Genomic DNA, 13,177 nt, shown 5'->3' on the forward strand with positions numbered 1-13,177 from the left:
AAATGGTAATTACATACCAGTGATTATAATTTTTCAATAATTATTCTAGAACTTTTTAAACATGAAATAGCTATTCCCTTTTTTATTTCAATATCAAGTTCATAATCTGCGTTATTTCGTTCTTTTCTTAAATTGAAAAGCATATTCCCAGCCAGCCTATTTTTTTTCCTCAGTTTTTCGATTACTTCTTTGTGAACTGTTGTGGTTTTAGAAAAACTAACTCCAGTTGACTCTAAGTTGTCTCGCGCGGTTAAATAAGCAGCATAATAAGCTCGACTTATAGAAGTTCTATATTTTGACTCGTCATGATAATTTGTATCATTGCATAATTTATCAGCTAAGTCGAGTAGAAGCTGTGGATCAAAAGACATGATATCCTTATTTATTCAAAGTTATTTACTGTGATTACAAGATTTTCATACTTTTCCGTTATATTCTCATTACCCATTATATTTATTCTACTTTGAATGTTATCCTCTATTATTTCCCATATCTGAAAAGTTTTCTCTTCACTCACATTAAATAGCCGAATAGAAAGTACTGTTTCCTTCCATTCTGGAATTTCTTTATCTTCTTCGACATCAACAGTAATTTCATAACCCATATTTTCACAGTCTAACAAAAAACTGACTTCTTCAAACGCCGTCCTCAGTACAGTATTAAAATGTTGATCTTTAGCCATCTCACGTATTTTGTGACTTATTCTTTGTGCATTTGCACGTGGTTTTTCAGTTATGGAGAATTCGGGATTACAGTCAGTTTTTGAACAACTATTTCTCTGCGATCTTACCGTTTGAAGGTCCCAATCTACAAGCTCATTTGCTAATCCTGGTCTTAAAATACTGTTGAAACTATTAAAAGAAATATCTCCACTCCAATTAATGTTTGTTATATCGCTTTGTATTGTACCATTATCCATTGCTAAGGACATAATCAACCTCTATTATTATAGAGCCTTAAATATCTCTTTTATATTATCACTAAGTTTTTCATGGAATTTAATTATGTTTTCTTTTTCTGCACGGTAATGTACTCTTACAGTAGTTTTGAGATTTGGGTTTATTGGACTGGGTTCAACAGTTAAATTAATGAACGTTTTATCTGATGGTTTATTGCCTCCAATTCGAAGGCCTATGGTATTTACAATGGGTACGTTGTTATCAGCAAATAATTTAGGATTTAAACCAATTGAAGCGCCTATTTTTTCTACAGGTTTGTCTTGAGATTTTAATATAACAGATGCTATTACCTCAAAAAATATGACTAGACTATCAATCTCGTACTCCATTTTTTGTAATAAGGTTAATACTTCTTCAAATAATAATGTCACTTCGTATGGCTCTGTCCCCATTAAATTAAGTGCCTGTGCTGCGTAATTCAACTCTAACTTTACATTTTTTTTTATGGCAATAACTTCCGAAGGTACAGACCTCACGCTATTCATAGTTTCGTCTTTAGTAATTGTGAATCCAAGTGTTTCTAGATTTGCTCTCAATTCCTCTCTTAATTTCTCAAAATTGATTGCTGGATTCAATTTATTGCCAATATGATAAAGTTCATATGAATCTATTTCTACAGTTGCCATTTGAGAAACCTCAAAGTATCAGAATTATATAATTAAAAATGTACATATCCATTGAAACTTAAAAATAGTAAGCATTTATATCTACTTAAATCTTTATGAACACATTTTTAAGTTTAGTAAAAATCCGGTCACTACGAGTTTTAATGGTACTATTCAGTTAAAATTTTGACTTAGTAACAATAATTGTCAAGTACCCTATTTTATCATAATCTATTACAATTACAAAGCGAAACTACATCCCTTAATATTACCCTAATTTATTGTTTCAGTTCAATATACTTACCTGCCGCCGCCATCAGGCGGGCGGCCTGGGTCGCTTGCCATGATGAGCGAAGCGGGCGAAACGGTAAATCAGGTTAAAGGGTCGAGTTCTTCGGAGGTGTCATAGAGGTCCAGAACCTGCGAGACATCAAAGAAGTAGGATTTGGGCAGGAAATTATAGAAGCCCCATTTATCCTTGGTGATGGCCTGGACTTCGAGGATGAGGGGTTTGCCTGCTTGGTCTTGTTTGTGGACTTGGGGTATGAGGATAGCCTGCATCCTGTCCCTGAACCGGGAATCCAAAAGGTCCATGGACTGCATGTTAAGGTATGCGTTCATGTTGCGTTTTGCAAGTTTGGAGAGGATGTAGGAGCCGAGCATGTTTGTCTTGGAGGAGAAGGACCGGGAATCGAAGGTATACCAGGCCTCGTCCATGACAAAGGTTCCCTGCTGCATATCGTCCATGTCCTGCACTGAACAGATCCGGGTATGAGGAAATTCTAAATGATAGTTACTGTAGATGGGGATACCCTGCAGGTGGTCCCTATACGCGATAGCGGTCATAAGTGCCGTCTTGCCTGCAGAGTATTCACCGATGATGGCGAACCTCCCTGTTCTGCGTCTGCCTGGCATAGGTTCACCTGTTAAGGATGCCTTTGATACTCTCGGTAAAGGATCGCTGCTGACCTTGTGGAGTAAGGGTAAGAGATCCCTGGAAGATATCCCGGATATCATGGCGACCATGAGCGTTCTTGGAGACGTTGAGCTTGATGTAATCCCTTACGAAATCCAGGATGAACTCACATGTATCCGGCAGGAACATGTTCTTGATGAGCAGGATCTTGGCAAGCTCGTCTATCTGGGATGCATTGAGATTTGAGACCGCGAGCCATGCATCCGCATCGTCCGGGAATAACTTTTGTATGCTCTCCCGGATAAGCAGAGCATGGTCATCCACAGGCTTGTTTTTGTTTTGCATATCCTCAAGCAGGATATCCGAGAAAGGTACGTTCGCGTTCAAAACATCATCCCCAGTAAGAACAAGGTTGAGACTATGAAACCCGTAAAGGCAATACCCAACACAAATCCGATGACTGCTAAAGTCATGTTAGGTTTTACCACCCTGTCAAAGAGACCTGCTTTCAGGATGCCTTCCACCTGCTCCCCTGACAGGTAATCCTGATTCAGTTGGTCTGGTCGCAGAGCCGATGCATGTGCATAGGACGAGATGATGAGTTTTTGCTGAGTCTCAGGATCGAAGTATGTGCCTTTCCCATGCAGGGGAATGCACTTGGACAGAGCCGGTACTTCCACAGAGTCCAGGGAAGCCGAGAACTGGCCGAAGTATTTCTGCAGGGAACCCGAAACATCCAGATAATACACAGTGACCCTGTTCTCTAAATCCTGTTTTCGGGCACTCTTGAAGTCCCGGAAGAAGTGGGAAAGGTCTGAGAAACTGAAGTTCATTCTATCAGTCCTTTCCTTTTCATGGATGAATCCATCTTTTGTTTAGCCTGCTGTACGCTCCGGGCATGCACGGAGACAATTTTGCTGTAGTTTATAGTAAGTTCCATTTTTACGCGCTCCATGAATTCAACTCCTTAGATGGGTAGGATCACCGCAAGTAAAGACATGATAAGACCAATGAGGAATCTGAACATCGCAATTATTGGATACAGGCCCCAGTACATGCCTCTCATATAGCCTTCGAGCATTGCGAAATAACCATAATTGGAACGAAGCACCGCATAGAAGAGAGCGAATACATTGACCAGGGCAAAGTATGACCAGAAGGAATACACGAACAGTTCCAGAACAAAGGTCAGCACATTCCATACGATCTGGATGAAGTACATGACATTGTACAGCACCAGATCAGAGTCCATGAAATCGATCTTGGTATAGACCCAGTAGAGCCAGCCATCGAACTTCAGGGTTTTAGTTTCGTCATCTATGACCCGGACCATGCAATAAGCCGGGTCATAGGAAGTAGAAGGAATATCAGATACGTCCAGAGTGATGGCCTGCACCGGCAGGACTGAAATATTGATGGAATGCAGGAGAGCCTTATCAAAGAAGTCCGTGCCTGAATTGATATCTCCAAGGTAAAGAGATCCGTCCTCGATCAACAGCCTGAACTGGTTATTGAAGAGGTTGATATTGGAATCCTCATAGAATACATAACCTGAGTTATCCTTTAAAGTATACTGGAACTCATTAAGCTCCCATAACGGGAATGGTATCCACCTCGTATATTCAGCTTCAAGGACCAGGGTCATGGAAGTATTGTCAGGATACCAGAAGGTAACGGGAATACTGTAATTCCCGGTTGAAGCAAATATGAGGTCAAGCCGGTCAATGGAATCATCTTCAGCACATACGAAAGTATCGTATTGTGCTCCATCAACGTAAGTGATGGACCTCAATCCGGTCCATGTGAACATTGGGCGGTTTTCGATATCCTGGCAGATGACATAACTGTCCGAGCCTGCACTGTCGTTCAGGTCGAGAGTTTCTGCTGATACTACAGGAATTAAGAGTATCAGAAGCAGCAGATAGAAAAATCTCATCTTCTCCTGCCTCCTGCTGACATGGACATTGCCACCATCAGGAAGATCATGAACATGAAGATCCAGGTGGCAGGACCCAGAGTAACAGCCATGTCCTTTGCATCGTCCTGGGTGAACTCACCGTCACCATCCAGGTCGATGAGGGGATTGACTGAATTTGAACCTGAACCGCCAGATGAACCGAAGGCAGGAGCCAGCACGGACATTTCCATCATATTGATGGTGGTCCCGTCCTTGTAGAAGTAAATGGGCTGGCGGCTGCCTAAGAGGCCGATGGTACGGCCTACGGGAGTATAAGCCATGCCGGTAGTTACCATGTTGTTGCTGGTAGCCAGATCCTGCACAAGAGTGAATGCAGTACCCGTGTCGTTCATTTTCCTGAGAGTAAACTGCTTGAACCCCGGAATAGAGCCGGTACAGTATGCACCGCCCATGATGTAGATACAGCTATCGTTCACATACGAAATATCACCGTAGTAATATTGCTGGTCGGTACTTGTTCCCCAGGAGGGTCCTGGCTGGTATGAATATTGAAAATCGTTCTTTACAAGCACTAACCGGGTAGTTGTGGAGAAATAAGCTGTAAGAAAATAAGCATCCTGCTGGTCCACTACACAGAAATCTGAGACCCAGTAAGCTGAAGAGAACGTTTTGAAGTTGGATACCAAGTAAGTGGCTTTGGATATTCGCTTAATTGACTTGGCCGTTTTATCATAGTAGTAAATGTAATTTGCATCTTCGGACCATGCACTGACCGTTGTATCGGTTGCTATCAGTATGTATTCTGATGACTTGCCCAGGTCATCCGGGGTAGTGTCCCGGTCAAGTTTCCTGAAAACACCGTTAGCGGATGAGAAATACAGGTAGCCATCTGAAGCCACATGACAGGTAGTGGGATTGTTGAACGTATTGTTCCCGTAAGCAACGGTAACACCAGTACCCTGGGAATTGTAGAGTACGAGGTTGTTGGGAGATCCTGCAGAGATCACAACGAAGTAATCTAAAGAATTGTCTTCATTTGTAAGATACCCGTTCCCATTACCGATAAAGGCAATGTTTTCGTTTATCACAACAGCTGATGCTGAGTTAACAAGGTATAAAAGACAGAGCAGGAGCAGGATTTTTCTTATAATCTCACTCCCTTTCTGTATATCACGAATAGCCCCAGGACCATTACACCTACCAGCCCAAGGCTCAGAAATACCGGCACGTATGCCATGGTCCAGTCAGCGGCTTCCAGAGGATTAGCGGCTAAAGATACAGTATTTGGTTTTACGAAGATCTGGTAGTTCTGGGATGAGTCTAAAAGCAATGTTTCTGTGGTGTTGAAGTCTCCTATGTATACACCTGATGCATCATACACAGTATAGACATAGGAGTTTAGAGGGTCCGTAAAGGTCACGGACCCGGCAGAGGATACAGGAGAGAAACATACCAGGAACAGACTAAGGAGATAGAGAAACCTCATACGGACCACCTCTTGAAGGTAAAGGTAAGGGGAGGGGGTACCCTTACCTGAACCTCATGCCCTGCAGGATGCTGTCAAAGAGTCCTGTCACGAACCTGATCACTGCCATACCGATGATAACACCGGCTACAGAGATCACCAGGGCCAGGACATAGGGCATGATCCCGGCTGCATCGTTGATGATGGGACCTACAGCGGAAAGGTTTCCGCTCACTTCGGCTGCCGATGCGGGAGCAATGGCTGTTGTTGCTGTTGCTACTGCCGTGATGACCTTAGTTCTATGGGCTTTCAGCTTTTCAAGCATGGCCAACACCACCCTGAAGCAGGGTGAGCAGATCCGGGATCTTAAGGCCCAGCAGTTCCAGGTCGTCCTTGAAGATGGAGAAATTCTCGTACTTTTCCGTTTTTGGGTTGAACTTGGAAAGCTGGGCCCACCTGACTAGTGTGCCGTCCTCTTTCTTCTTTTCAGAGATCGATACGGATATTCCAGGTAGGCGGATACGCTCGCCCACCTGCCTTATATTGTATTCATTGAAGTTTGACATACAATGTTTAGTATGGGTGGGGGAGATAAATACATTTTAAATTATCTTAAAATTAGGGGGAAAATATGGTGTAATGTGTGGTAAGGTATAGTGTAGAAGAGTTCTCTATAACCTGGACTATTTTAGGAAGTGATAAATATTTGTGGCTCACTTGATTAACTGCTAATTTTATCTGGTGGAGTAAGATGGCTTCGTGCAAATTTGAGAGATATGGATGGAAATGTCCTTTAGAAGCTGAGGATAGAAGTAATTATTGTTATTGGCATCAGGAGATTGATAAAAAAAAGCCCACTTCAGAGCAATTGATTGAGTTAATATCTCAAGAAATAAACTTTGTTTATTTGAGAAAGGGGAATTTATATGAAGCTGACCTGCGAGGAGTAAGTTTAATTGAAGCTAATCTACAGGGGGCGAATTTACGTTTAGCTAGTCTCCAGAAGGCAAGTTTAATTTATGCTAACCTGCGGGGGGCAGATTTAAATGGAGCTAACCTGCAGGGAGCAGATTTACTTGAAGCTAATCTAAAGGGGGCGAATTTACGTTTTGCTAATCTTCAGAAGGTAAGTTTAATTAACGCTAATTTGCAGAGGACAGATTTATTTCAAGCTGATCTGCAGGAGGCAGATTTAATTGAAGCTAATCTACAGAAGGCAGATTTAATTTATGCTAAACTGCAGGGGGCAAATTTAACTGAAGCCAAAATGGAGGGGGCAGATTTGAAGCATACTGTTTTTGATTCGAATTCTCGCATTGAAGAGGCTAAACTTAAAAATGCAAATCTTCATCTCTCCTATATCGATTTTACAAAAAGTTTCAGAAATGCATGCTTCTTTGAACAAGAGGATCTGGATGAAAGGGAAATTAACGAAAGAATTGCTGATAGTATTGTTGACAATTCGTCACTTTACCAGTATAAATTTGACATACTATTTGACCTAAACAAAATAGAACAATTTGTGTATGATAATTGTAATGGTATTGGTAAATATTTATTTTATCAAGTGAAATCAGAAAACAAAATTAAACAAGTGATTCGTTCATCTTCAGATTCTAAATATATGCTTTATAGTGATATACTCAATTTTTTCGAAGACATTGGCAGCACCACAAAATCAAAAAAATTAAAAAGTAAAGTTAATAACCTGCTTTTTAGAGAAGAAATGGAACACAGTTTCTTCTACAATTCAATTTATAAAAAATACAGTAATTTTGTGAGAGTATCATCGAACAATCACTTCTTATGCAGTGATGTTAGCAAAGTAGAACTGTACGAAGCATCTAAAGAAGTGTATAGTAAATTGCATCACTTTTATTTAAATGAGGGAATGATTTTCAGAGAAAAGCATGCTCATTATCGCCGAGGTGAAGTAGATAGGAAGCTTTTGCTTGTAAGGCATAGGTGGGATTCTTCTCGAAAGGGTCTTCAAGACGGAATACGCTCCTGGCTTTTTGACTGGTTAGTTTTAAAGATGCTAACAGGCTACGGAGAGAGCATCTTGAGACCAGTTTTGATTTCTATATTCTGGATAATAACATTTGGTTTCATATACATGGCTTTAGAAGGCGTAAAGGTTGCGGATCGTGCTGCAAATTGGTTTGACTATTTTTACCTCAGTATGACAACATTTACTAGTTTAGGGTTTGCAGATGTCCAACCCAATGTCTCAGTGATAGGAATGCAACCACTTATTATGGCTGAATCTACCATGGGGGTTGCTATGGTGGCATTGATTATCTTCGTTATCACCTATCAGATTTCAAGATAAGGGTAATGGATTAATTGACGGGCTGCTCTTCTGCACTACGCTTAGAACAACAGCCCTTTATCAGGCGGTTAGAGCATCTGCGCGCCTGAAGTCGCACCCATGCTTGGTTAAAGTCTTGAACGCACAATTGTTGTTTTTGCCTGCTGGTTATTTATCGGGCTGTCCTTCTGCGCTTGCTCAGCTTTGCCTCGCAATGCTCAAACCTCAGCCCTCTATGTAGCTGGGGCACCGACACGCTCTCTCAAGCGCATCCGTGCCGGGATAGGGTAAGTGTTACTGATGAGACAATTTAACGTGGGGTCTTACGACCCCACGCATACCGGCCCTCGGGGAGCAAGATTTTGTCGGCTCCCCTCGGTCCGATATTGCTAGTCACCGGGACCTGTGGTGTGAGAAGAAGAATAATTTCCCTGCGGGAAATGACGTATTGCACAGCAATACGTCCCTTATATGTTAGGATTTCTCCAGATCAGTGTTTCCTTGAGCTTGCTTTGGAAAAACTGGGGATAAGCACCATATAAAGGGATCAGATGGACAGTTTCAGGATCTCTGGGGTCCTCTCCAAGACCCAGACAGATATAGACTTTTTTGCCGCTGGTTTTCTCTACTTCCCTGTATCTGTCCCTTGATTCAGAACACTTAACAAGAAAAGTTGAATGAAGGGTAATCTTACCCTTCAGAAATCTCTATAAGCTTAATGATGTTCTCTGCTTCTGTGATCAAGTATTCAGCCTGGTCCATAGTTAGTTTCTTACTCTTTTCCAATCCCTCAACAGTGCCGATAAAACCTTCAAGCTTATCAATGGCGCTTTCATCTTCTCCTTTATTGAGCAGAGTGATCACGCTATCAAGTTTTTTATTGAGGGTCTTTACAGTAGAAGTGGACAGATCCTCATCATTCACATAGTCTTGAAGCTCGTTTAGGTTTTCAACAGCATCAAGTGTCAGCATGTAGATATCTGCATTTCCGTTGCGATAATCCTGCCATACGATCCTGTCGCCGGAGATGGCAGGATTCCATTGGTTAGACTTATTGGTGATTATCGGCGTTTCTACCCCTGTGGAGATATCATACATATAGATATCGTCGTTTCCGTTACGCTTATCCTGCCATATGATCCTGTCACCAGAGATGTCAGGATATCCTTGAAAAGACCCATTGGTGGTTATCTGCGTCTCTACCTTTGTGGAAATATCATACATGTAGATATCTGCATTTCCGTTACGATAATCCAGCCATACGATTCTGTCTCCTGAGATAGCAGGTTGCCATTGATCTGCTTCGTTGGTGGTTATCTGCGTTTCTTCCTTTGTGGAGATGTCATACATATAGATATCATCGTTTTCGTAGTGAGAATCTTCCCATACGATTCTGTCACCATCAACAGCAGGAGGATACTTTTCATAAGACCCGTGGGTGGTTATCTGCGTCTCTTCCTTTGTGGAGATGTCATACATATAGATTTCCCAGTTTTCGTTGCGATTATCATGCCATATAATCCTGTCACCGGAGATGGCAGGTTGCCACTGATCTGCTTCGTTGGTGGTTATCCACATCTCCTCTTTGGAGAGGATGTTATGCATATAGATATCATCGTTTCCGTAGTGAGAATCTTCCCATACGATTCTGTCACCAGAGATGTCAGGATACCATTGATAAAATCCGCTGGTGATTATCGGCTTCTCTATACCTGTGGAGATATCATACATATAGATATCCCAGTTTCCGCTGCGATAATCCTGCCATACGATCCTGTCGCCGGAGATGGCAGGATTCCGTTGATCTGCTTCATTGGTGGTAATTTGCATACCCAGTTCTGCTGCAGCAGTTCCTGCAGTTGTTAATAGCAAAGTTATTAAGAAACTTATCAGTATACTTTGTTTAGTTTTCATTTTTTGCCCCACCTGATATTGAAATCTATTGAGTTATGTGCATCTATAGATTATAATCAATAAGGCAAGACATGCCAAGAAGCATAACATTCAAAAAAAAGGCAGTGATGCCTTGTCGCCATCCTACAGATCAATGTGAGCTCTAGTAATAACTCAGACTACTCAATATATAAACGTTATGAATTAATTTATTTATCAATTAGAATAAATGTAGGCTCTGTAGAAAAGCTACTTTTGCTTTTATTTTAACCTCCCTTCGTTGAAATCATTTTCGTAATCTCAATATAGTGTTTCTTAAGAACAGCGTATATATTTTGAGTAGCCATTTTCCAAAAATGCTATCATTTGACTTTATATAAAGTAACTAATATTATCAGGGATTTAGCGGCTCCCCCCGAGCCAATATTGCTAATCACCGGGATGAGGGTACGAGAAGAGGAATGATTTCCCTACGGGAAATGACGTATTGCACAGTAATACGTCCCTTTGGGTTCGGGGTGGGTCAGAAAAGGTAGATTTCCACTGGAGTTTTTGTACCTGGAAGATCTGGGTAAAATCGGGATGCATGCCAACTGTGGCACACACTCCTTAATCGTGTACCTAAGGGAACGGATGAAAAAAGCCACTGTCGCCGCGAAGCGGCGCAAATGCGGGGTAGGCACAAATTTAGAATCTAGGATCCTTTTCTAGAAACAATAGCAGATACTTATAATAGAAAAAACACGCAACTTTTACAGTCCCATAGATAAACTTGTTTCCACTCGAAATATACCCCTGTTCTTAGTTTATTGTTGGCTATTTGCTTTGAATTCACTGAAGAGTTCTATAAAAATTCTCTTACGAAATATGTAGTCAAAAAGAATAATAGAAGGAGTTTTGAAACAACTCCATTGAAATTAATATATTTAAGATTGAGTCTCCATGTACTCATCACATTTTTTCATAATAAAATCGGGTACAATATCAAATTCTCTAAAATCAAGGGCATAAAGAAAATCATTTTCGATATGATACGTTTCATCAATATACTTTAAAAGGACATCATCATTCAATCCTTTCCTCTTGCCGTATAATTCCAAGAATACTCTGAATAATTGGAGCTTTAGATAACTACAATTTTCATTATTATATGCATCTATCAACGATTTAGACTCCAATTCTAAATTTATTACATTCTCGTATGAGAAACTAGGAATACGATTTTTAATGTATGAAGTACCTAATTCAATTTCTGTAGGATCCATACGTAAAGCAGCATTGTCTATTTTTTCGTCTGGAATTTCCTTGCCATGAATTAGGCTCGATATAATACTATATGCAAATTCTTCTTCATCTGATTTCTGGGTGTGTTCAATCAATTTTCGTATAGCTATAAGACGATGAATAGTATAAATTTCATCATCATCTATGATTTCATTAAGTAATTTAATATGTGATAACACCGCCTCCTTATTTATTTCTGTTTCTGTAATAATACCATTTTTATTTGCCAGATAAGTTGCAGATACAATATTTTCTATAGGTTTGCCATTTACTATAAAATCGATGACGGGCTCAAAGTCATGTGTGAGTAATAGTACTGTTTTTCTATAAAATGTTCTATCGTTCCCATTGTTCTTGAATAGTCTATTTACTATTGCATATTTTTTATCACTATCAAATGAGGAAATGGGATCATCTAAAATGATAAGGTCTGCATTATTGCTAGTAGCATAATGCATGAATAGGACTAATGCAAAAGCGTTCTTCTCTCCCCAACTAAGGTGCCTTTTAATATCGTCAACTTCGTGTAAATTTTTGTTCACATCTTTGTATTTTAAAACTGTCTTTGACTTATTTTCCGATAGCACCTCAATTAAAATCTCGTAGTTTATTCCAGAGGACTCAAGGAAATTGTTTATGTCCTCTTTATGTCTTTTTGCGGTAGCCTCAATTAATCCTTTTAACGTTCCTACTTCTCTCTTTAGAGATGTAACTTCGACTAAAATTGAATCGATATTTTCTTTGATACGAGTGACTAGTTTTTTCATCTCAATACTGTCAAACACATCAAGTAACGAGTGATTTAGTTTTAAATCATTTAGTTTATCATCTAGAAGTGATATTTCTTCACTTCGTATTCTATATGAGTCAAAGTTGACTATTGCATTAATTTTCTTTTCGACATAATCAAGCTCATTTACAAATTGTTTCAATGTGCTGTATATTAAGTCTTCATCAGAACTATATTTTATGCAATTGATTAACAGCTCTAATTTCGTCTCAGCGATATATTTTTTAAGTGCCTCAAAAAAACTAAGCATTTCCTTCATATTTTGAGCATTACTTTTTGTATAACATGCCATAAATGTGCTCTTTTCTGTATCGTAATAATCTTTGAGTTCCTCTGTACAGAAAGGACATTTATCGATATCATCAAATGCGAACCCTTTATTTTTCCAATCAATCCAATCAACATTATAGTCGGATTCGATAAAAGGGCGAAATTTCTGCAAATTTGTAGGGATACTAAAAATATGATCTTTAGTAAGCAGACTTTTTATGAACGGAGTCTTTTTGATTTCACCATCATTATTTAATTTAATTTTTGAAATAACATTTCTGATGACTTCTCTCATCTCAGTGATTTCTTCATCTTGGCTTAGACCAATTCTCAAATCTTGCAACCTTTCATTTAGTGCCTCTAATTTTTCATCATAATTGTTTGACTTTATAAATACCTCGAAAGAGTTGTCGATAACTTCGTTTTTGAGGAAAACAATATTATTGACAAAATCTTCATTAAAAACAAACACGTTACCGATAGTTGGATTACTGCTTACATTCGGTTTTTCGTTTATACCATATGATTGCAAATCATCAAGAGTTTTTTCTTCTGAAGCCAATTGAATAGCTTTAGCAATAGTGGACTTTCCAGTTCCATTTGCAGCATATTTTACATTTAGAAAACCTGGTAATATTTTGATATTTGCTTTACAAATATTATTACAATTAGAAACTTCAAGTAAAAATGGCTCACTCATTATTTCCCTCTCTTTTCATCAATTTAGAGTTCAAATACAACACTCTATCACATAAAAAAATTAAGA

At 39.5% G+C, this 13,177-nt stretch carries 16 protein-coding genes; 2 read left to right on the forward strand and 14 right to left on the reverse strand.

Features of this window, described 5'->3' with window-relative positions:
• Window positions 1–23 precede the first annotated feature (23 nt).
• From ACC612_RS03440 to ACC612_RS03495, 12 genes are all read right to left on the reverse strand, one after another.
• Window positions 24–371 carry a HEPN domain-containing protein gene (locus ACC612_RS03440; RefSeq protein ID WP_371853075.1) on the reverse strand — a complete coding sequence of 116 codons (348 nt, stop codon included), beginning with the start codon at window positions 369–371 and terminating at the stop codon, window positions 24–26.
• Window positions 372–382: 11 nt separating this feature from the next.
• Window positions 383–931 (reverse strand): hypothetical protein, encoded by a 549-nt coding sequence (locus ACC612_RS03445; RefSeq protein WP_371853076.1) that lies wholly within the window; start codon window positions 929–931, stop codon window positions 383–385.
• A gap of 15 nt (window positions 932–946) precedes the next feature.
• Window positions 947–1,585: a hypothetical protein gene (locus ACC612_RS03450; protein ID WP_371853077.1), complete on the reverse strand. Its 639-nt coding sequence runs from the start codon at window positions 1,583–1,585 to the stop codon at window positions 947–949.
• A 351-nt stretch (window positions 1,586–1,936) separates the two neighbouring features.
• Window positions 1,937–2,479, reverse strand: a complete 543-nt coding sequence (locus ACC612_RS03455; protein ID WP_371853078.1) for a hypothetical protein — start codon at window positions 2,477–2,479, stop codon at window positions 1,937–1,939.
• A 4-nt stretch (window positions 2,480–2,483) separates the two neighbouring features.
• Entirely contained in the window at window positions 2,484–2,867 is a 384-nt protein-coding gene (locus tag ACC612_RS03460) for a hypothetical protein (RefSeq protein ID WP_371853079.1), read from the reverse strand.
• Window positions 2,864–3,313: a hypothetical protein gene (locus tag ACC612_RS03465; protein ID WP_371853080.1), complete on the reverse strand. Its 450-nt coding sequence runs from the start codon at window positions 3,311–3,313 to the stop codon at window positions 2,864–2,866. The genes ACC612_RS03460 and ACC612_RS03465 overlap by 4 nt, the downstream gene beginning before the upstream one ends.
• Entirely contained in the window at window positions 3,310–3,435 is a 126-nt protein-coding gene (locus tag ACC612_RS03470) for a hypothetical protein (RefSeq protein WP_371853081.1), read from the reverse strand. The genes ACC612_RS03465 and ACC612_RS03470 overlap by 4 nt, the downstream gene beginning before the upstream one ends.
• A gap of 12 nt (window positions 3,436–3,447) precedes the next feature.
• A complete protein-coding gene (locus tag ACC612_RS03475) occupies window positions 3,448–4,416 on the reverse strand; it encodes a hypothetical protein (protein ID WP_371853082.1) in 969 nt (322 codons plus the stop codon).
• Window positions 4,413–5,486 carry a hypothetical protein gene (locus ACC612_RS03480; protein ID WP_371853083.1) on the reverse strand — a complete coding sequence of 358 codons (1,074 nt, stop codon included), beginning with the start codon at window positions 5,484–5,486 and terminating at the stop codon, window positions 4,413–4,415. The genes ACC612_RS03475 and ACC612_RS03480 overlap by 4 nt, the downstream gene beginning before the upstream one ends.
• A gap of 56 nt (window positions 5,487–5,542) precedes the next feature.
• Window positions 5,543–5,884, reverse strand: a complete 342-nt coding sequence (locus tag ACC612_RS03485) for a hypothetical protein (RefSeq protein WP_371853084.1) — start codon at window positions 5,882–5,884, stop codon at window positions 5,543–5,545.
• 43 nt (window positions 5,885–5,927) lie between these two features.
• Complete coding sequence (locus tag ACC612_RS03490) at window positions 5,928–6,200, reverse strand: hypothetical protein (protein WP_371853085.1); 273 nt, start codon at window positions 6,198–6,200, stop codon at window positions 5,928–5,930.
• On the reverse strand, window positions 6,181–6,429 hold the full coding sequence (locus tag ACC612_RS03495) for a hypothetical protein (RefSeq protein WP_371853086.1): 249 nt from the start codon (window positions 6,427–6,429) through the stop codon (window positions 6,181–6,183). Before ACC612_RS03495 ends, ACC612_RS03490 begins: the two co-directional genes overlap by 20 nt.
• Before the next feature lie 185 nt (window positions 6,430–6,614).
• On the opposite strand from ACC612_RS03495, the gene ACC612_RS03500 reads away from it, so the two are divergent.
• Window positions 6,615–8,195, forward strand: a complete 1,581-nt coding sequence (locus tag ACC612_RS03500; RefSeq protein ID WP_371853087.1) for a pentapeptide repeat-containing protein — start codon at window positions 6,615–6,617, stop codon at window positions 8,193–8,195.
• 341 nt (window positions 8,196–8,536) lie between these two features.
• Window positions 8,537–8,716 (forward strand): hypothetical protein, encoded by a 180-nt coding sequence (locus ACC612_RS03505; RefSeq protein WP_371853088.1) that lies wholly within the window; start codon window positions 8,537–8,539, stop codon window positions 8,714–8,716.
• 148 nt (window positions 8,717–8,864) lie between these two features.
• Here the strand turns inward: ACC612_RS03505 and ACC612_RS03510 are convergent, their stop codons facing one another.
• Together ACC612_RS03510 and ACC612_RS03515 are read right to left on the reverse strand one after the other, a co-directional pair.
• Window positions 8,865–10,088 carry a hypothetical protein gene (locus ACC612_RS03510; protein ID WP_371853089.1) on the reverse strand — a complete coding sequence of 408 codons (1,224 nt, stop codon included), beginning with the start codon at window positions 10,086–10,088 and terminating at the stop codon, window positions 8,865–8,867.
• A 905-nt stretch (window positions 10,089–10,993) separates the two neighbouring features.
• Complete coding sequence (locus tag ACC612_RS03515; RefSeq protein WP_371853090.1) at window positions 10,994–13,111, reverse strand: AAA family ATPase; 2,118 nt, start codon at window positions 13,109–13,111, stop codon at window positions 10,994–10,996.
• Between the last annotated feature and the right edge of the window lie 66 nt (window positions 13,112–13,177).

Origin of the sequence: Methanomethylovorans sp., assembly GCF_041447285.1 — an archaeon.
Classification (GTDB): Archaea; Halobacteriota; Methanosarcinia; order Methanosarcinales; family Methanosarcinaceae; genus Methanomethylovorans.

Excerpts from the sequence above, each read along its gene's own strand:
- ACC612_RS03445 (WP_371853076.1), bottom strand. The coding sequence starts at position 931 with ATGTCCTTAGCAATGGATAATGGTACAATACAAAGCGATATAACAAAC.
- ACC612_RS03500 (WP_371853087.1), top strand. The coding sequence starts at position 6,615 with ATGGCTTCGTGCAAATTTGAGAGATATGGATGGAAATGTCCTTTAGAA.
- ACC612_RS03450 (WP_371853077.1), bottom strand. The coding sequence starts at position 1,585 with ATGGCAACTGTAGAAATAGATTCATATGAACTTTATCATATTGGCAAT.
- ACC612_RS03485 (WP_371853084.1), bottom strand. The coding sequence starts at position 5,884 with ATGAGGTTTCTCTATCTCCTTAGTCTGTTCCTGGTATGTTTCTCTCCT.
- ACC612_RS03455 (WP_371853078.1), bottom strand. The coding sequence starts at position 2,479 with ATGCCAGGCAGACGCAGAACAGGGAGGTTCGCCATCATCGGTGAATAC.
- ACC612_RS03515 (WP_371853090.1), bottom strand. The coding sequence starts at position 13,111 with ATGAGTGAGCCATTTTTACTTGAAGTTTCTAATTGTAATAATATTTGT.
- ACC612_RS03470 (WP_371853081.1), bottom strand. The coding sequence starts at position 3,435 with ATGGAGCGCGTAAAAATGGAACTTACTATAAACTACAGCAAAATTGTC.
- ACC612_RS03465 (WP_371853080.1), bottom strand. The coding sequence starts at position 3,313 with ATGAACTTCAGTTTCTCAGACCTTTCCCACTTCTTCCGGGACTTCAAG.
- ACC612_RS03495 (WP_371853086.1), bottom strand. The coding sequence starts at position 6,429 with ATGTCAAACTTCAATGAATACAATATAAGGCAGGTGGGCGAGCGTATC.
- ACC612_RS03510 (WP_371853089.1), bottom strand. The coding sequence starts at position 10,088 with ATGAAAACTAAACAAAGTATACTGATAAGTTTCTTAATAACTTTGCTA.
- ACC612_RS03440 (WP_371853075.1), bottom strand. The coding sequence starts at position 371 with ATGTCTTTTGATCCACAGCTTCTACTCGACTTAGCTGATAAATTATGC.
- ACC612_RS03475 (WP_371853082.1), bottom strand. The coding sequence starts at position 4,416 with ATGAGATTTTTCTATCTGCTGCTTCTGATACTCTTAATTCCTGTAGTA.